Here is a 16,223-nt window from a genome sequence, read left to right as displayed (position 1 = left end):
GGTTTCCATCCGACAGACCTTCGGCATAAGACTCACTAAAGTAACCAACAAATTGTAAAGCGAAAGCTAAAATAAAAGATAGACTTATATTCCGCGTTACATCAGTTATTCTCATCTATACTATCCGTGACAGGAAATGGGCGTTACCATGACGGCGGCGGCGATGCATGGATTATTTCAGGCAATATACACGAGATTCGTTTTGCACGACGCCGGCAGAAGGAAAAATTACATTTTCCCATGACGATGGGAACCCGCTTCGGACCTCTGTCGAACAGGGCCAGACGGGACAGGTCCGTTTTCTCCATTCGCTGGGATTGGACGAGTCGCATATCGCGGCATTCGAACAGCGAGCACTGGAAAACGGCTCGACACTGGACGACGAATTGCTGGCAAGCGGCCTCGTCACGGCAGACGTATATTTCAGCGCCTTCGCCGGATATCTGCGATTGCCGTTTCTCCCGGAAATCCTGTCGGAACGGGTGGCGGATTTAGATAATCTCGATCTTCAACTCGCAGAACCAAGGTTTCTGCGATTGATGCCGCAGGGCGGTAAAACGGTGCTGCTGATCGTGCCGGAGCTGGCGCGGATGGATTTGCTGAAAAACCTGTTGGATGAGCGTCCGCATCTTTTCGACGAACTGGCCGTGACCACGCCGCAGGCCATGCGCGACGCGATCTGGAAAGCTGGTGAGGCCCGTCGTCTCGCGGAAACCCGGCAGCGGCTTTTCAACGCCGCGCCCCAGCATTCCGCCAGGATCACGCTGCATGGCCAGCAGGGTTTTTATGGCGGCGTTGTCGCCACCCTGCTCGTCCTTTCGCTGCTGACTTATACTGAAATGGCCCTGATCTGGCTTCACGCCACCCTGTCGATGCTCTACCTCAACACCCTGTTGTTCCGGCTTTTTGCCCTCGTTCATACCCCCCGCGAAACCAAGGCAGAAACAGCCTTGTCTCTTCGGCACGAAAACGAACTGCCGGTTTACACAATTCTGGTGGCGCTTTACCGCGAAGAGGCTGTCGTCGCGCAGCTCGTCAGTGCATTGGAGCGTCTGGATTGGCCCCGTTCCCGGCTCGATATCAAGCTTGTCTGCGAGGCCGACGACGGCGCGACGATCGAGGCGATCCGGCGGATAAATCCCGGCCCACATATGGAAATCGTGAGGGTGCCGCCTTCCCAGCCGCGCACCAAACCCAAAGCCCTCACCTACGCACTTTCCGGCGCGCGCGGTGCATTCGTTGTCGTTTATGATGCCGAGGACCGGCCCCATCCGCAGCAATTGCGCGAAGCCTATGCCGCGTTCCGCGACCAGCCGGAGGATATCGCCTGCCTGCAGGCGCCACTTATCATCAGCAACGCCTCCTCCTCCTGGCTGAGCGCCTGTTTCGCACTGGAATATTCCGGGCTGTTCCGCTGCATGCTGCCTGCTCTCGCTGCCCACGGCCTGCCGCTGCCGCTTGGCGGCACCTCCAATCATTTCCGGACTGGCGCGTTGCGGCGCGCTGGCGCCTGGGATCCCTACAATGTCACTGAGGATGCCGATCTTGGCCTCAGGCTGCATCGGCTCGGCTATCGCTGCGGCGTCATCCGGCGGCAGACGCTGGAGGATGCGCCGACATCGCTGCCCGTGTGGCTGAGCCAGCGAACGCGCTGGTTCAAGGGCTGGCTGCAAAGCTGGCTGGTAATGACCCGTACACCCTTTGCAACCGCGCATGCCATGGGATGGTTTGCCTACATGACCTTTCAGCTACTGATCGGCGGCATGATTCTATCGTCGCTCGCGCATCCCTTGCTCTTCATTTCCCTGGCATTCATGGCTATGGCCATCCGGGAAAACGGCTTCCATCTGCTCTTCACATGGCAGGGCGTCCTGTTTTTTATCGATGCGCTGAATATCGTCGGAAGTTACACGATCTTCGTGCTGATGGGCCGAACCAGAATGATAGCCTATGAGAAGCGGCAGGTCGGAAGGCGATGGCTGGCGATGCCCTTATATTGGCTGATGCTATCAGTCGCAGCCTGGCGGGCCGTGGTGGAGCTTAAAACCCGACCTTTCGTCTGGAACAAGACGCCGCATGCACCGGTCGCCAAAGACGAGACCTGACACCCGGCATTCACGAAGGGAGCCAAACGTCGACGTTTCTTTCGGTCAGCAAAAGGCATCCCGCCGTTTCAGCCGATTACGAAGCCCATTCACTTCGCGCCGCTGCCGCCATCAATGCGTGTAATATCGACCTACCTTGCCGGACGAAGCTCTTCCTCCGGCAAGGTCCTCATTTTTCTCTGACGGCGGCTGAATCGCCTATTTGGCCACGAGCTTGTTCTTGATCAGGCCGACGATGATCTGCACGATCAGACCGCCGACACCACCGCCAACGAGCTGGCCGGCAAGCGCGCCGATATCCACGCCGCCGGCGGCCGCATTGCCCGCGGCGCCGAGCAGCGATCCGAGTACGGTTCCGCCGCCGATCCCGCCAATGGCGCCGGCAATCAGATTACCGAGCGAGCCAAGATCGGAATCTTTCACTATTTTTCCACCGGCCGTGCCGCCCACCGCACCGCCGACGATCTGGGCCAATATCGAAGTAAGATCCATGCCATCCTCCTCAGTCGCTCCCCCGACCATTCGGGAGAACAAAGCCTCTTATTCACGTCTGCGCGGGCTGAACCGAGCCGGCGTGGCCGGCCTTTTCTTCCTCGCCGAAAATTTTCCAGACCACGGCGCCAATGGCAGCGCCAAGAATTGGGGCGAGCCAGAACAGCCAGAGCTGTTGCAGCGCCCATCCGCCAACAAACAGGGCCTGTCCGGTCGAACGGGCCGGATTGACGGATGTGTTTGTGACCGGAATGGAAATCAGATGAATAAGGGTGAGTGCAAGACCGATGGCGACAGGCGCGAAACCGACCGGAACCCTGCCATGCGTCGACCCCAGAATGACGATCAGGAAAAATGCCGTCAGGATGATCTCGATCAGCAGCGCCGACAGGAGAGAATATCCGCCCGGCGAATGCTCACCATAGCCATTGGCGGCAAAACCGCCGATTTCGGCACCCGCCTTGCCGGTGAGAATGACATAAAGCGCCGCGGCCGCGACGACCGCCCCCAGAACCTGCGCCACAATATAAGGCACGAGGTTCGCCGCCGGGAATTTGCCGGCAACGGTGAGGCCGACGGAAACCGCCGGATTGAAGTGACCGCCGGAAATGCCGCCAACCGCATAGGCCATGGTCAGAACCGTCAAGCCAAAAGCGAAAGCCACACCAAGGAAGCCAATGCCGAGTTCAGGAAAAGCGGCGGCAAAAACCGCACTGCCGCAACCTCCGAACACGAGCCAAAAAGTACCCAAAAATTCCGAGAGAAACTTGCGACTCATAACACTTCCCCATTCATGTTACGACTGCATCAACTCTTACGTGCAATTTAATCGTAGTCAAGACAAATTGCATATTATCCCCTGCCGAACGGTTCGAAGGGTGAACAGCACGCGAGCACGCCCCTATCGCGACTTGCCGAATTCCTTGCGAAGCTCATCCTTCGCGTCTTCCAGCACTTCCTTGCGTTTTTCGGGCAACGTCCGGCCAGCCCGGTTGATGTAAAACACCAGCATCGACATCGCAGACCGGAAAGGATTGGTCTTGCGTCTGGTGGATTGTTCCGCCGAGGCTTTCAGGGAATGGGCGATCTGCGAGGGATCGTTTTGAGTGAACACGTCTTTCTCAAGATCAAGCGCATCGCTTTCCTTGGTCACCTTCTGCGACCATTTCTTTTTCTTTTTTGCCTTTTTCATCGTTCTTCTCCCGAAGGATCATTATTTTCGTTCGGGGTCATGGGTGTGGTGACTGTCACGCTCACCTCCTCCCCCGGAGACCTTGCTTTTCGAACGCTTGTCGTTGTCCGCCGCAGGTTTCTTGATTTTCAAAGGCGCCTTTGCGTTTTCATGAGAGGACCCCGGCCCGCCCTGCCGGATGCTTGCCGGTGTTTTCGTCGAGGTGGACATCTATTCCTCCTGTCGTTGGGTGCAGCGGATGAGCCGCCGCACCTATTGGTCGTCGCGGGTTTTCATCGCATCGGAAACACGCTTCTTCCGCGGGTCTTTGAGGTTTTCACCAACGGCGTCCCGATCGTGCTCGGGATCGTCCTTGGGTTTCATGTAACCTCTGGGTCGGCTTTCCTCGGGCCCCTCCCAGCGCGGTGATTGTTCGGTGGTGCCAGGAGCGCCATCTCGTGGAGAATTATTGGTCATCATTGCCTCCGATAGGATTTTGACGCTTCCCAACCACTTTGCTGCGGCAATGTTCCGCAAAGATCGCAGGCCAGCAGGGGATTTTTTCGAAACAAATGTGCTCTCTCCCGGTTAGGCGAGCCAGACATCCGATCCGAGGGAGCAGACGATGACCGACAAATCCGGAAAATCCGATCGCATCTCCAGAATTGCATATGAGCAGCAACAGGATTTTCTCAGGCGCTCGTCGCTGCAATTCCTGGAATGCGCGATCAATTTATGCGCGACGAATATGAGCATTTCCGAACTTGCCACGCGGCTTGAGAAACAGGCCCAATATCTGCGGCAGTTTGGCTAGGACAAGCCGCGTCATGTGTCAGCGGCGACCATGTCATTCCTGGGAATACTGCCATGCCGAGATTTTTCTTCACCGTGATCAGCGGCAAAAACGCCCTTGATGACCTCGAGGGGAGCGACCTGCCCTCGCTGGACCGGGCGATTGAAGAGGCCTTCAAGGACGCGCGCGCCTTGATGAGCGAAGCGATCCTGCAAGGGCGTGACATTTCCGAGGGGTGCATCATTATCCGCGACAGGCAGCAGGAAGTGCTGAAAGTCGTCCGCTTCGCCGACGCGCTAGACAGAAAAGAGTGATGGCCTGGCAACATCCGTCTGCATACGCGTCATCAGTCTTTCATATTCTTTTTCCGGGACGCCATAGGTCATGCCTGCGACGTCTTCCAATATGGCGCGATTGATGATCCGGACGTTTCCGCGGCTGGCACGGATGGCGTGGATGCCTTCGAGAACATGCAGCTCGTTGGTAATGCCCGGCCGCCGCACCCCAAGAACAGTGGAGAGAAACTCATGGGTGATGGGCAGATCATCGGTGTCGAGCCGGTCATGACACATCAGCAACCAGCGCGCGAGCCTCTCCCGCAGACTGTATTGCCCGTTTGCCAGCACAAGCTGGCCCACCTGAAGCATGCAGATATTGATGTAGCCCAGCAAAAGCTCACGCAGGCGCGCGTCCTTTTCCAATTGCCTCTGTACATCCAAAGCCGGAATGAGAAAGCCACGACCACCCACCCTCATGACCGTTTCGTCCGGTGTGGTTTCCGCACCCAGAAGAACCGGCCAGCCGGTGATACCCTCGCGCCCGACGAGCACGGTTTCAATACGTTTGCCGCCATCGTCATGAACGACCGTCGATGCGAGACCGGTTTCGATGAAACAGAGATGCGAAATGGGAGCGCCAGCCGCCACCAGCTGATGTCCGGCACGCAGTTCCACGGGCTCCATTCTCGACATGAGCTGCAAAAGCCCTTCCGTGCCGAGGGTTTTCAACAATCGGTTATAAACAACAAAATTTGATCCAAGCATAGCGGTTCGCCCGGTTCGCCCCTCTGCTCGAAACATCAACCTGCAGAGGTCATATTAGCAGGGGAAAATCGAATGAAAACAGTGAGTACGTTACCGTACAAATTCGCGGACGCAGACGTCTCTGCCTCGCAGAACGGACGAAATTCCAAATTTCGGCCCATTTTCGAGACAGCATCATAAACCGAAACCCGGCCATTGGGTATGTCGCCCCGCACCGCCAAGGAATCGGGGCCTGTGGCCACGCCAGCGGGAGAAAACACCATGGCATCACGCGCAGGAAAAAGCCGTCCGCCACCCGCCTTCCAGCCGGAAAGCGCTGGTGCGTCCTCTCTGCGCGCCTTGAACAGCGAAGCGGAAAGCTGTCAAAGATGCGACCTTTACAGACACGCCACGCAACTGGTGTTTGGCGAGGGCGACACAAGGGCGCGTGTTGTCCTCGTCGGCGAACAGCCCGGCAATGAAGAAGATCTGAGAGGCCGGCCTTTCGTCGGCCCGGCTGGCCGTCTGCTCGACGAATGCCTGAAGCAGGCCGGTATAGATCGTTCGCAATGTTATGTGACCAATGCCGTCAAACATTTCAAATTCGAGCAGCGCGGCAAGCGACGGTTGCATGCGCGCCCAAACAGCGGGGAAGTGCAAAGCTGCGCCTGGTGGCTGGGAGCAGAACTGCGCCTTGTCGATCCGGACCTTATCGTGGCGATGGGCGCCACGGCCTTTTATACGCTGACCGGACGCACAAGCGGTGTGACGAAGGAACGCGGACATGTTCTTTTGACGCCGGGCGGCACACGCCTTCTCGTCACCATCCATCCGTCTTATCTGCTGCGTCTTCGCGACCGGTCGGAGGCGGATCGACAGCAGCGCGCCTTTGTCTCCGACCTGCACAAAATAAGCGAAATCCTTGGCGAGACGACCTAGCGCAACCGGCCTGTCGCAATCGGCCCCACTATCAGGAACAAGCTTTTCCCATCGTGGTTAGGTGCGACCGAACAGGGAGGCTTGAACACCATGGAAAAGAACATCGAATACCAGATCATCGCGCATGAAAACGGGTGGGCCGTTGTCGTCTTTGAGGTCATGAGGGCTGTTTACCCCAGCCGCCATCTGGCCTTGGCGGCCGCAAAGCTGCTGGAGAGCGATGTAATTCCAACGCAGGAAGCGGAACACTTGGCTGAAACAACGCATCTGACCTTGACCGACGCCGCTGTGCCCAACCGGTTGCGCACCTCGCTCCAGGTGATGGTCGCTGTGCCCTATCAGGTGGATATTCCATTGCGGCGGAGACCTGGAGAAGTCAGCTTTCCATCGCCGGTCAACGGTCTCAATGTGGCGGCCGGCAAAGTATAGGCCGGATGGCCGGATGGCCGGACAGCCTCACCTCACGCGGCACCGCCGGGATGCGTTGCCGTTAGAAAAGAGCGCGCGATCGCAGCGGTCAGTGCGAACATGACCAGCGCGTGGCACGTCTTGACTTTCCACATCCGTTTGCACCTGCGAAAATCGCCTTCCACCATGCCGACGGGCGAGAATTTCCAAGCGAGCCTTCGCTAAACGATCGATTCCTATCCTCTCCCGGCGTGCTACGTTCACACATTCGTATCAGTCGGCTCTGTTTTTCAGCGGCATCGGATATCCCCTCACCTGCGCTTATTTGATAAATTCGGTGACCGGGCGGCTGAAATCAGCTTGGTCAGGCGTTATGGTGGGAAACGGGCACATCCGTGACGATGGTAGCCGAGGAGTAAAGCATGCAGACTGTTAAACGCCTCACCATCGCAATCATCGGCATGCCGGATACCGTTACATTGGAAATCAGAATGGCCTGGTTTCACGCGCAGATCGGCCTGGAGGGTCCCTATTCCGCCAGCTTCATAGAGAGTGAAGGCGTTCTCAAATTTGCCGCTGCGATTATCGACGTTCGTTACCAGGCGGATGTCATGCTGCGCCTCACCGAGCAACTGGACGGCGAAGCCATTCCCTATCTTTTTTTCGTACCGCAGACGGTTATCGACAGCGAGCCGGGACCTTTTGTCCTCTCAGGACGTTCAGACGACATCGAAAACATTGTTTCCGCTTTGATGGCGCAGGCGGGAGGCATCAGGCACTGAAGCGAGGCACATGTTATGCTGAAACGATCCGAGGGCCATGGTGAAGCGAATATTCTGCTTTCTCTTCTGCCCGATGACATCCGGCATGAGGTGACGAGCGTCTGCAGACCCATCAAGCTTGCATTGGGCGATGTGCTGATATCCGCCGGCGCGCCCGTCGAGCGTGTCTTCTTCCTGTTATCCGGCATCGCCTCCGTCGTGGTGGTCAACAAATCTGGGCGCAAAATCGAAGCGGGAATTGTCGGGAGAGAGGGTTTTGTGCCAACGGGAGCGGTGGCCGGCGCGCAAACAAACCTGACCGAGATCGTGACGCAGGCTCCGGGCGGAGCGCTTTTCATGGATATACGGTCGTTTGAAGAGCTTCTTGCACGATATCGGGTCTTTTCCGATATCCTTGTCTTCGCGCTGCATGTCTCAAGAACACAGGTAGAATACACAGCCTCTTCCAATGCCACCCAGTCCGTAACGGAGCGCCTCGCCCGGTGGCTGCTGATGTGCCACGACCGGGTGGAAGGCGATCATCTGCCACTGACCCATGACTTTTTGTCAACCATGCTGGCAGTCCGGCGCGCGAGTGTGACAGATGCCCTTCACGTTCTCGAAAGCCATGGGTTCATTCGTTCCGAGAGGGGAAGAATTACGATCAGGAACCGCCAGACGCTCGAGACCTATGCACACGATCTATACGGCATGCCCGAGGAGGAGAACAATCGTATGATCGCCCGCTTTCTGCAGGACGACCGGTCTGAAACCCTGTTTGGCGACCTAACCACTGTCGAGAGCGGCGGGGTCCCGTAGGCCGGACAGTCTTTCCGCTCGTCGTTGGTACGCTTCCGGACATTTACCTTTGGTCGTTTCCCTATAGTATGGAATGCATCTTCCCTCACGCTGTGAAATGCCGAACGCGTTTCAAGGAGGTGAAATGCACAGCCATCACGAATACCAGAGTTCCGGAATTTTTCTGAACGAAGACATCAACATCGTTAAGGCCGCCTACGAGAATGTTCTGTCCGCAGAACGAGACCCGGCTTTATGCCGGGCAGACGTCGCCCGTTATGTCCTGAAAATGTATGATCGCGGCGTTGTCGATCCCTTGAAACTTCAGCGGCTCGCAACTCTCTATTTCAGAACCAAATTGCTCGTCGGCTGATATCCAGTCTAACGCGACACCACTTGCCTTGGTCTCAGGCTCAATTTCGTTCGACAGGACGTTCTTCTGCCAAGCCAGGAAAACTGCGCGCATTGTGATGCCGGCAGGCAGAATGGGTCTGGTGTTCCGGTTTCCCTCAATCCACCGGGGCGTCACCTGCCCGCAATTTGAAACCTGGTCGGCGGACCGGGAACAAACCGGCACAAGCGTGGTTCGGGTCGCTCCACGAAACTCATGCTGGACGAGGTGTAACATGACCAGGAAAACCCTTCCTATTCCCGAAGACAACCGAAGCCACCAAGGCCCTGGCGACAACGACCGTCTAAGCACTGAAGAGACCTCCCCCATCAAGGAGCAGAAAGTTTCGACCCAGACCGGCAGGCAGGCAAACATAAAGATAAACACGACCCATCAAGGTCACCAGCAGGACAGGTAGCGCTCAGCTACTCCCGGCAGGGGCTTGGTTGTTACCAACCTGGTTCCGGGCTCTTCCTCGCAGTTAGAGATCAATGCGGTTCCCGCACACCGCTCAGTCCAGACTTCGCCGTAGCGACTCCCGCGCCCTGTTGACACGGCTTTTGATGGTGCCCACCCGGCAGCCGCAAATGGCCGCCGCATCGGAGTAACTCGTCCCTGCGGCCACGAGCAGCAAAGCTTTTTTCTGATCCTCGTCGAGTTCGCGGATTGCCTGCATGACTTCCTGATGCTGCACACGCCATTCCTGACTGGCAGGGGTGGACATGGATTGCTCGATACCAGCTGGCAAGCCAATGCATTCACGTCTCGACACTTTGTAGCGGGTGCAGAACGTGTTTCGCAAAATGGTGAAGAGCCAGGATTTCAGCGCCGTGCCGGGGGTAAAACCATGCAGAGACCGCAGTCCCCGCAACATCGTCTCCTGAACTAGATCGTCAACATCCTCCTCATTTCTGACGAAGCGACGGGCAAAAGCCGTCAAGGCCGGCGCCAGATCTGCAATACCGATGCGCAACGCCTCCAGTTGCGCTTCACTCAATGTGTTTCCGGAAACTCCATTCACAGCGTGGCTGGTCATTTTCCCATCCTTTCACGATGGGAAAATGCCTCGGCAGGCGCTTGGTTGCCGTACGCCAACGTACAATGACAACATCCATGGCGATCCGGGCGGCGTTGATCGGGAAAAGCTGAGCCGCGTGAACCCCGGCTTGACGGTCAGTTATCTTCCGCGCCGACAGCTGGTCGCCCGCCGTACCTCTGTTCGATCATGCGTTCTGCGTTTTCCGCGTCTGTTCACGGTCCCAGCGGCTTTCTTCGCTGTCGCCGGGTCGGCGCCGGCGTCACAGCAACGGAAGCGACCGAAGAAGAGTCTCGGTATCGCACACCTGCAACTGCGTCGAAAATCGGCCGGATAGCAATTTTAAGGCGGCGTCGTGCGTCGCGTCCCTTCCGCTGCATAGCGCATCTTCAACCAGAATGACGTGAAAGCCGTCATCTATCGCCCCCAATACGGTGGCGAGAACGCAGACATCGGTTTCTCCGCCGGTAATCACCACAGTCGAGACATGCTCTTTCCGCAGGATGTCGCCCAAACCTCCGTATTGCCACGGGGAATAAACGCTTTTGCGGAAGATACGCGCGGGCGGTATGTAGCGTGACAGCGACGGAATGACCTCGACAAGTTCGGGAGCCAATGCTTCTCGCGTCATCATCGGCCATTTTTCATAGTAGGCCCGCCAAGCGCCGGGGGCATCCGCGACGGTTTGCGGCGGAATAAAACAGGTGAAGATGCAGCGGGCGGGATCGCCTTGAACGACAGCCTCCACCTGCTCGCTGATGCGGTCCATCCATTCGACGTGCCATGGCGTATCCTCGGCGAAGATACGCTGCATATCGACGCACAGGTGCCGCCAGTCTCCTGCAGATGAAAACTCGATCATTCCTCCTCCCCCCTTATCCGCCCGTCTCACTGTGAGGAGCGGCGACGGGCTTTGATTCAGGCGACCCGCGAAAGCGCAGGAAGATGGAAAGAACGACCAGAACTGCCGTCGAAAGAAACTCGGATTGCCAGTTCTGAAAAGACTCGAACCAGAATTCCACACTTCCCAGATGCGCAAACAGCGTTGTCTCGGGCTCGCCATGCATGACGGCTTCCAATGCCGCCGCGTCTGCGCTGTATTTCAGATGCAGGACAAAACTCACGATAAAGAGGAAAAATAGCGCCAGTCCGAGAGAATAGGAATAAATGGTGCGGATAAGTCCCCCAGCTTTCACTGGCCATGGAGCCTCGGGATCATCTTCTTTTCGCTCGGGGTCTTCGTCCTGCGATGCAACTTCATCGGGATCCTTCGATTCTGATGAGCCCTTTTGAAAAAGAAATGCAGTCAGCACGACATAAGCCGACATCTGGAGAAACTCGCTCTCCCAGTTCTCAAACAGGGCAGAAAGAAAATGGCCGCTCTTTGCATAAGAAAAAAGCGTGAGGGGCAAGGCTTGATGCTGCGCCAGCTCCTCATTGTGAACTGCCCATCCGGTCGCGAGCATGCCGCCGATCGTCAACAGGGAAGCCAGGACAAGGATGATCGTCAAGCCATTGTCGCGAAACAGCCTCATGGTTCAGCCTCGCATGAATTTGACAACTGCAAAAAGCGGAAGCGCCACCGGTTTCAACGGCGCTTCCGCACGGCGGATCACGCCGCCTTGGACTTGCCCTTGATGTTGGCACTTGCCTGGGCAAGCGACGAGAGAGCGGTGTCCGTTGCGCTTTCTTCGCCAAGCGTCTGCTCGAACAGCTTGGCCGCTTCCTTCATGCCAAGCTCGACCGCCCAGGTCCTTAAAGTGCCATAACGGGTGATCTCGTAGTGTTCCACGGCCTGCGCTGACGAAATCAGCCCGGCATCGAGCGCTGGAGAGCCTTTGAACTCCTCCATGATCTCCTCTCCTTCCGAGATGATGCCCTGGATCGCCTCGCAGGTCTTGCCGCGCGCCGGCTTGCCGAGCAGCTCAAAGACGTTCTGCAAACGCTCCACATGGACCTCTGTCTCGTTTCTGTGCTTTTCGAATGCGGCCTTCAGATCCGCTGACTGCGCGGCCCGCGCCATTTTGGGAAGCGCCTTCAGAATCTGCCGCTCAGCGAAATAAATATCCTTCACCGTATCGAGGAAAAGGTCTTCCAATGTCTTCTCAGCCATTTCAGTCTCCTGTTGCTTGGTGGTGAGTTGGGGTAAGGGATTGTTATTTCTTATCGATGGGTGGGGAGGCCTTGCCCAGTTTGACGGAGGGTTCGCGAGCCCAGACCCGCAGCTTGCCAAGTTCTGACACGAAGGCCGCAAGCCCTTCTTCGCCCGGCAAAGGCAGAACGCCCTCATCCATGGCATCGGCAATTCCAGCGACTTCCAGTAACGGCAGCGCCGACTGGTCGTAGCCGATGAATTTGCAATGCTGGAACGCATCGGCAACGAAATCCCGGGCCGTCGCCTCCTTGACAAGATCGTCGATGGCCGCACCCGATGTCAGCAGCGCGACGGCATCGAAAAGCACCGAAGGACCGCCATCAATCATGTGGTGGGCCTCGATGAAAGCGCCGTCCGACGCCGTGACACCGCCAACCTTGGGGGCGATCAACTCGAAGACGGCTTTTTCGGCGGTAACCGCCTGGGTCAGCCCCTTCAGTAATTTTGCATCCACGCCATCAGTGATGAGAATGCCGAGCTTGCGGCCTTCGAACCGTTTGGGACCCCGTTGAACGATGCTGAGCGCCGGCGACGGCTCAAGATCCTGCCGGGTCGGCATGGCCGCGTCTGCGGGTTTCGGCATGGTCTTAAAGCCGAGCTTCTGCGCCACCGTTGCCGCAAGCGTTTCGTCGATATTGAGAAGATGCGACACCATCCTCTCACGAATGACCACCGTTTCGACCTTGCTGAGTTCGAAGGTGAGCGCCGACGCGATATGGCGTTGCTCAGGCGGGGTCTGGCTCATGTAGAATTGCCGTGCCTGGCTGTAGTGATCGGCGAAGCTTTCCGGGCGCAGCCGTGCCTTGGTCCCCTGCTCTTCAGCCGCGAAATGCTGGAAACCACGCGTCGGCGATTCCCGCGGACCTTCCCCGAAGGAATTGGGTTGATAATTAGCCCGTCCTGTCGGGTTGCGCATCGCCATATGGCCATCCTGCTGGAAATGCGCGAAGGGACACTTGGGCGCATTGATGGGCAGATGCGTGAAGTTCGGTCCGCCAAGACGTTTCAACTGGGTGTCGAGATAGGAGAAATTCCTACCCTGTAACAGCGGATCATTGCTGAAATCGATGCCGGGCGGAACGTTCTGCGTCATGAACGCCACCTGTTCGGTTTCGGCAAAGAAATTGTCCGGCATTCGGTCGAGAACCAGCCTGCCAACGGGAACCGGTGCCAATATCTCCTCGGGAATGATCTTGGTGGGATCGAGAACATCGAAATCGAAGCTGTCGGCGAAATCCTGATCGAAAAGCTGGACCTGCAACTCCCATTCCGGAAAATCGCCGGACTGGATCGCGCTCCAGAGATCGCGCCGATGGAAATCAGGATCGGCACCGTTGATCTTGACCGCTTCGTTCCAGGCCACGGACTGAAGACCCAGCTTCGGCTTCCAGTGAAACTTCACGAAGGTCGATTGTTCCTTCGCATTGACGAAGCGGAAGGTATGCACGCCGAACCCTTCCATGAAGCGGAAGGAACGCGGAATGGTCCGGTCGGACATGATCCACATGACCATGTTCATGCTTTCAGGCGTGAGGCTGATGAAATCCCAGAAGGTATCATGCGCCGTCTGCGCCTGCGGAAAGGCACGGTCGGGCTCCTGCTTGGCGGCATGAATGAGATCCGGAAACTTGATCGCGTCCTGAATAAAGAAGACGGGGATATTGTTGCCGACGAGATCCCAGTTGCCCTCCTGAGTGTAAAGCTTGACGGCAAAGCCGCGCACATCCCGGGCGAGATCGGCCGATCCCTTGTTACCGGCAACCGTTGAGAATCTTACGAAAGCCGGAGTTTTTTCTCCCGCCCGCTGGAACAAGTCAGCCTTGGTATAAGCGGCAAGGGATTCATAGGTTTCGAAATAACCATGCGCTCCATAACCACGCGCGTGTACCACACGTTCGGGAATCCGCTCATGATCGAAGTGAAAAATCTTCTCGCGGAAATGGAAATCATCGATGACGAGCGGTCCCCGGGCGCCGATCCGAACGGAATTCTGGTCGTCCGCAACCGGCCCGCCCTGTGCGGTCGTCAAAACCGGCTCGTCACCGGTAGCGATCTGGTGCAACTCGCCACCTGCTCCCCGGGCAAGCTTCTGGTCATGGATGGTAGCAGTGGCGGCCGTGCTGGCGGATGAGGGGGAATCTGGTTTTCTGGCCATGTTAGCTCCTGAGAGGAGTTGACCAGGGAAGAACGCGGAACCACTCTCCTCTGGTCAACGATAACGGGCGTCCCAATCAAATTGCCGAACGGCGATACCGGTTCCGTTCCAGTTCGACATCCTCAGCCGCGTAAGGCCGCGAGGACTCGTCGAAACGCGTCCAGCCCTGGTCACGATAGGCCGCGCGACGCTCCGGGAGGTCTACATAGTTGGACCGCTTGAGAATATCCTCCGCCTCCGGCGCGAGGTCTTCTTCCACTCGGGCTGTAACGAGCGTACCGCCCCTTCTCACGCCTTCCGCGTAGAGGTTGGCGTCTTCCTCGGAAACGCCGGACCGGGTCATGGCTCCGATCAACCCTCCGGCAGCTCCTCCGGCAACGGCACCGCCCGCGGCTCCAACGGCCGTGGCTGCAAGCCAGCCGGCGGCCACAACCGGTCCAACACCCGGGATCGCCATCAATCCAAGACCGGTGAGCAGACCACCCGCACCACCCACAACCGCGCCAATTCCCGCGCCGGTGCCGGCGCCTTCGGCAGCGTTGGAATCTTCTCCATGTCGCCTGTCGACGTTACTGCCGACAATGCTGATATCACTTGACGGAACGCCTGCTCTCTCAAGTTCGCTGACGGCGGCGCTTGCGTCATCATAATCGTCAAAAAGTCCGGTCACGGTTCTCATATCGTTTCTCCCAAATAGTCTCAGCGCCTCACTTGGCGACAACGTTACCCTGGTAGTCGAGGGCGATGGCGACGGCTTTTCCGTCCTTCATGGCCGATGCCATCCACACGCCCTTGTCATCCTTCTTCAGGTCCTTCACCCCGGTGTAACCGGCTTCTTCAATGCGTTCCTTGGCCTGCGCTTCCGTGAAACTGTTGGCGCCTTCCACCGGCGCCGTGGGATTTTTGGCGTCCGGTGTCGCCACGGCGGGCGTATCACCACCAGGATTGGCTGCCGGAGCCTGCTGGGCGAATGCCGAAAGTGTGCTGGCTCCGAGAAGCGCCGCAACGAGAACAGTCGTTTTCATTTGGGTTTTTCCTCCTCTTGGTATTTCTCGTCCCTTCGTCGGGACAATTTGCCTTTCCAGTTCGGGAGTTCCCCTCCTCCAGACGGGAACCCGTTTCTTCAGATCGGCATCAACGGTCGTTCTTGTGGCTTTGCTGGCCAGCCTTCACATGCTGCTCATGCGTGCCGCCCTGCTTGGCGTCGCCCTTGGCGGAGGACTGATGCGTGTCGTTGCCATTTTTGTTACCGCTGTTTTTCTGGCCTTGTTGACCAGCCTTGCCCTGTTGCTGAGTGCCACCTTGATTTGCCATGTCTCATCTCCCTGATGTGACGATATTGAAACGTCCGTATTTGGACGCCCCCCCAAACCGCGCGACATGGTGAGAGTTCCGAAAATAATGGGGGCACACCCAAAATTCCTTCTGGCGAGATGAAAAGCCGTGCAAGCAAAGAAACGACAAAGCGAAGGCTTTGACCTGCAACAGTTGATAGATGGGAACAATTCGTGAACCCGGTTCGCCGAAATGAGCTGGGCCTCACTTCCCGGATATTGAGCGTTCTTCAAACGAACGGCCAGATGCGCGGTATTGCGGGCGGAGCCCTCGGATCATGGTTGCTGGCGGCAACTCTGGGCATCCATACCTCTACGTATCCCGGCACCATCTGCGGATGGCAGCGCGGACGCTGATCGATTTTATCGAACAGGGCACATGCCGGATCAAGATCCCAAAATAGCCGACAGTCCGCTTCCCACTAAGATGATGAGTGCCGTAATTTTTACCGACAAAATTGCTGGATGTCACTGCATTACCGTTGCACGACCTTACGCGCGCGCGAGGCAAAAACGCTTTAAAATCAGTGCTTGTTGGACGTCATTGATCTTGTTGGAAAAGTTCGCTGGAGCGGGTGAAGGGAATCGAACCCTCGTATTCAGCTTGGGAAGCTGCTGCTCTACCATTGAGCTACACCCGCGCGGACTAAGACATCGGATAGT

At 57.3% G+C, this 16,223-nt stretch carries 22 protein-coding genes and 1 tRNA gene; 8 read left to right on the top strand and 15 right to left on the bottom strand.

Annotation, left to right across the window (positions count from 1 at the left end):
• The first annotated feature begins 167 nt into the window (after positions 1–167).
• Positions 168–2,105, top strand: a complete 1,938-nt coding sequence (locus CFBP5499_RS00695) for a glycosyltransferase family 2 protein (RefSeq protein ID WP_175416570.1) — start codon at positions 168–170, stop codon at positions 2,103–2,105.
• 198 nt (positions 2,106–2,303) lie between these two features.
• On the opposite strand, the gene CFBP5499_RS00690 is transcribed toward CFBP5499_RS00695, so the two are convergent.
• From CFBP5499_RS00690 to CFBP5499_RS00670, 5 genes are all read right to left on the bottom strand, one after another.
• Positions 2,304–2,597, bottom strand: a complete 294-nt coding sequence (locus tag CFBP5499_RS00690) for a hypothetical protein (RefSeq protein WP_173986226.1) — start codon at positions 2,595–2,597, stop codon at positions 2,304–2,306.
• Between the two features lie 52 nt (positions 2,598–2,649).
• Positions 2,650–3,375, bottom strand: a complete 726-nt coding sequence (aqpZ, locus tag CFBP5499_RS00685; RefSeq protein WP_080826560.1) for an aquaporin Z — start codon at positions 3,373–3,375, stop codon at positions 2,650–2,652.
• Positions 3,376–3,498: 123 nt separating this feature from the next.
• On the bottom strand, positions 3,499–3,789 hold the full coding sequence (locus tag CFBP5499_RS00680; protein WP_080826562.1) for a DUF3175 domain-containing protein: 291 nt from the start codon (positions 3,787–3,789) through the stop codon (positions 3,499–3,501).
• Between the two features lie 21 nt (positions 3,790–3,810).
• Positions 3,811–3,999, bottom strand: coding sequence for a hypothetical protein (locus tag CFBP5499_RS00675; RefSeq protein WP_080826567.1), 189 nt, complete (start codon positions 3,997–3,999; stop codon positions 3,811–3,813).
• A gap of 42 nt (positions 4,000–4,041) precedes the next feature.
• The gene (locus CFBP5499_RS00670; RefSeq protein ID WP_080827490.1) at positions 4,042–4,245 is read right to left on the bottom strand and encodes a hypothetical protein; all 204 of its coding nucleotides are present in this window, start codon (positions 4,243–4,245) and stop codon (positions 4,042–4,044) included.
• 148 nt (positions 4,246–4,393) lie between these two features.
• On the opposite strand from CFBP5499_RS00670, the gene CFBP5499_RS00665 reads away from it, so the two are divergent.
• Both CFBP5499_RS00665 and CFBP5499_RS00660 read left to right on the top strand, forming a co-directional pair.
• A complete protein-coding gene (locus tag CFBP5499_RS00665) occupies positions 4,394–4,582 on the top strand; it encodes a hypothetical protein (RefSeq protein ID WP_080826569.1) in 189 nt (62 codons plus the stop codon).
• A gap of 53 nt (positions 4,583–4,635) precedes the next feature.
• Complete coding sequence (locus CFBP5499_RS00660) at positions 4,636–4,875, top strand: DUF6894 family protein (RefSeq protein ID WP_080826571.1); 240 nt, start codon at positions 4,636–4,638, stop codon at positions 4,873–4,875.
• Here the strand turns inward: CFBP5499_RS00660 and CFBP5499_RS00655 are convergent.
• Positions 4,858–5,604 (bottom strand): Crp/Fnr family transcriptional regulator, encoded by a 747-nt coding sequence (locus tag CFBP5499_RS00655; protein ID WP_080826574.1) that lies wholly within the window; start codon positions 5,602–5,604, stop codon positions 4,858–4,860. The two genes, CFBP5499_RS00660 and CFBP5499_RS00655, sit on opposite strands and share 18 nt — an antisense overlap.
• Before the next feature lie 261 nt (positions 5,605–5,865).
• Here CFBP5499_RS00655 and CFBP5499_RS00650 point away from each other — a divergent pair, with 261 nt between their 5' ends.
• The 5 genes from CFBP5499_RS00650 to CFBP5499_RS00625 all read left to right on the top strand — a co-directional run bounded on the left by CFBP5499_RS00650 (position 5,866) and on the right by CFBP5499_RS00625 (position 8,862).
• The gene (locus CFBP5499_RS00650) at positions 5,866–6,522 is read left to right on the top strand and encodes a UdgX family uracil-DNA binding protein (RefSeq protein ID WP_080826576.1); all 657 of its coding nucleotides are present in this window, start codon (positions 5,866–5,868) and stop codon (positions 6,520–6,522) included.
• A gap of 90 nt (positions 6,523–6,612) precedes the next feature.
• Positions 6,613–6,951 carry a hypothetical protein gene (locus CFBP5499_RS00645; RefSeq protein WP_080826578.1) on the top strand — a complete coding sequence of 113 codons (339 nt, stop codon included), beginning with the start codon at positions 6,613–6,615 and terminating at the stop codon, positions 6,949–6,951.
• A 401-nt stretch (positions 6,952–7,352) separates the two neighbouring features.
• Positions 7,353–7,712, top strand: a complete 360-nt coding sequence (locus tag CFBP5499_RS00635; RefSeq protein WP_175416569.1) for a hypothetical protein — start codon at positions 7,353–7,355, stop codon at positions 7,710–7,712.
• 15 nt (positions 7,713–7,727) lie between these two features.
• Entirely contained in the window at positions 7,728–8,510 is a 783-nt protein-coding gene (locus tag CFBP5499_RS00630) for a Crp/Fnr family transcriptional regulator (protein WP_080826580.1), read from the top strand.
• A gap of 124 nt (positions 8,511–8,634) precedes the next feature.
• Complete coding sequence (locus CFBP5499_RS00625; RefSeq protein ID WP_080826582.1) at positions 8,635–8,862, top strand: hypothetical protein; 228 nt, start codon at positions 8,635–8,637, stop codon at positions 8,860–8,862.
• Positions 8,863–9,391: 529 nt separating this feature from the next.
• Here the strand turns inward: CFBP5499_RS00625 and CFBP5499_RS00615 are convergent.
• The 9 genes from CFBP5499_RS00615 to CFBP5499_RS00575 form a co-directional block, all read right to left on the bottom strand.
• On the bottom strand, positions 9,392–9,916 hold the full coding sequence (locus CFBP5499_RS00615) for a sigma-70 family RNA polymerase sigma factor (RefSeq protein ID WP_080826584.1): 525 nt from the start codon (positions 9,914–9,916) through the stop codon (positions 9,392–9,394).
• Between the two features lie 262 nt (positions 9,917–10,178).
• A complete protein-coding gene (locus tag CFBP5499_RS00610; RefSeq protein WP_173986197.1) occupies positions 10,179–10,778 on the bottom strand; it encodes a cysteine hydrolase family protein in 600 nt (199 codons plus the stop codon).
• Between the two features lie 13 nt (positions 10,779–10,791).
• On the bottom strand, positions 10,792–11,451 hold the full coding sequence (locus CFBP5499_RS00605) for a DUF6766 family protein (RefSeq protein WP_175416568.1): 660 nt from the start codon (positions 11,449–11,451) through the stop codon (positions 10,792–10,794).
• A 77-nt stretch (positions 11,452–11,528) separates the two neighbouring features.
• Positions 11,529–12,029 (bottom strand): ferritin-like domain-containing protein, encoded by a 501-nt coding sequence (locus CFBP5499_RS00600; protein WP_060725971.1) that lies wholly within the window; start codon positions 12,027–12,029, stop codon positions 11,529–11,531.
• 43 nt (positions 12,030–12,072) lie between these two features.
• A complete protein-coding gene (catE, locus tag CFBP5499_RS00595) occupies positions 12,073–14,226 on the bottom strand; it encodes a catalase C (RefSeq protein ID WP_080826586.1) in 2,154 nt (717 codons plus the stop codon).
• Between the two features lie 76 nt (positions 14,227–14,302).
• Positions 14,303–14,905, bottom strand: coding sequence for a general stress protein (locus CFBP5499_RS00590; protein ID WP_080826588.1), 603 nt, complete (start codon positions 14,903–14,905; stop codon positions 14,303–14,305).
• A gap of 28 nt (positions 14,906–14,933) precedes the next feature.
• Positions 14,934–15,251, bottom strand: a complete 318-nt coding sequence (locus tag CFBP5499_RS00585; RefSeq protein ID WP_080826590.1) for a PepSY domain-containing protein — start codon at positions 15,249–15,251, stop codon at positions 14,934–14,936.
• A gap of 109 nt (positions 15,252–15,360) precedes the next feature.
• A complete protein-coding gene (locus CFBP5499_RS00580) occupies positions 15,361–15,540 on the bottom strand; it encodes a hypothetical protein (protein ID WP_080826593.1) in 180 nt (59 codons plus the stop codon).
• Between the two features lie 587 nt (positions 15,541–16,127).
• Positions 16,128–16,201: transfer RNA gene (locus CFBP5499_RS00575), tRNA-Gly, on the bottom strand.
• Positions 16,202–16,223: the final 22 nt, after the last annotated feature.

The sequence above is a fragment of the Agrobacterium tumefaciens genome, from assembly GCF_005221325.1.
In the GTDB taxonomy this organism is placed as follows: Bacteria; Pseudomonadota; Alphaproteobacteria; order Rhizobiales; family Rhizobiaceae; genus Agrobacterium.
The sequence above is the reverse complement of the archived record's forward strand: the minus strand, read 5'-3'. Positions and strand labels throughout refer to the sequence as shown.

Coding starts and splice junctions, on each gene's coding strand:
- CFBP5499_RS00695 (WP_175416570.1), top strand. CDS start 168: ATGGATTATTTCAGGCAATATACACGAGATTCGTTTTGCACGACGCCG.
- CFBP5499_RS00690 (WP_173986226.1), bottom strand. CDS start 2,597: ATGGATCTTACTTCGATATTGGCCCAGATCGTCGGCGGTGCGGTGGGC.
- aqpZ (WP_080826560.1), bottom strand. CDS start 3,375: ATGAGTCGCAAGTTTCTCTCGGAATTTTTGGGTACTTTTTGGCTCGTG.
- CFBP5499_RS00680 (WP_080826562.1), bottom strand. CDS start 3,789: ATGAAAAAGGCAAAAAAGAAAAAGAAATGGTCGCAGAAGGTGACCAAG.
- CFBP5499_RS00675 (WP_080826567.1), bottom strand. CDS start 3,999: ATGTCCACCTCGACGAAAACACCGGCAAGCATCCGGCAGGGCGGGCCG.
- CFBP5499_RS00670 (WP_080827490.1), bottom strand. CDS start 4,245: ATGACCAATAATTCTCCACGAGATGGCGCTCCTGGCACCACCGAACAA.
- CFBP5499_RS00665 (WP_080826569.1), top strand. CDS start 4,394: ATGACCGACAAATCCGGAAAATCCGATCGCATCTCCAGAATTGCATAT.
- CFBP5499_RS00660 (WP_080826571.1), top strand. CDS start 4,636: ATGCCGAGATTTTTCTTCACCGTGATCAGCGGCAAAAACGCCCTTGAT.
- CFBP5499_RS00655 (WP_080826574.1), bottom strand. CDS start 5,604: ATGCTTGGATCAAATTTTGTTGTTTATAACCGATTGTTGAAAACCCTC.
- CFBP5499_RS00650 (WP_080826576.1), top strand. CDS start 5,866: ATGGCATCACGCGCAGGAAAAAGCCGTCCGCCACCCGCCTTCCAGCCG.
- CFBP5499_RS00645 (WP_080826578.1), top strand. CDS start 6,613: ATGGAAAAGAACATCGAATACCAGATCATCGCGCATGAAAACGGGTGG.
- CFBP5499_RS00635 (WP_175416569.1), top strand. CDS start 7,353: ATGCAGACTGTTAAACGCCTCACCATCGCAATCATCGGCATGCCGGAT.
- CFBP5499_RS00630 (WP_080826580.1), top strand. CDS start 7,728: ATGCTGAAACGATCCGAGGGCCATGGTGAAGCGAATATTCTGCTTTCT.
- CFBP5499_RS00625 (WP_080826582.1), top strand. CDS start 8,635: ATGCACAGCCATCACGAATACCAGAGTTCCGGAATTTTTCTGAACGAA.
- CFBP5499_RS00615 (WP_080826584.1), bottom strand. CDS start 9,916: ATGACCAGCCACGCTGTGAATGGAGTTTCCGGAAACACATTGAGTGAA.
- CFBP5499_RS00610 (WP_173986197.1), bottom strand. CDS start 10,778: ATGATCGAGTTTTCATCTGCAGGAGACTGGCGGCACCTGTGCGTCGAT.
- CFBP5499_RS00605 (WP_175416568.1), bottom strand. CDS start 11,451: ATGAGGCTGTTTCGCGACAATGGCTTGACGATCATCCTTGTCCTGGCT.
- CFBP5499_RS00600 (WP_060725971.1), bottom strand. CDS start 12,029: ATGGCTGAGAAGACATTGGAAGACCTTTTCCTCGATACGGTGAAGGAT.
- catE (WP_080826586.1), bottom strand. CDS start 14,226: ATGGCCAGAAAACCAGATTCCCCCTCATCCGCCAGCACGGCCGCCACT.
- CFBP5499_RS00590 (WP_080826588.1), bottom strand. CDS start 14,905: ATGAGAACCGTGACCGGACTTTTTGACGATTATGATGACGCAAGCGCC.
- CFBP5499_RS00585 (WP_080826590.1), bottom strand. CDS start 15,251: ATGAAAACGACTGTTCTCGTTGCGGCGCTTCTCGGAGCCAGCACACTT.
- CFBP5499_RS00580 (WP_080826593.1), bottom strand. CDS start 15,540: ATGGCAAATCAAGGTGGCACTCAGCAACAGGGCAAGGCTGGTCAACAA.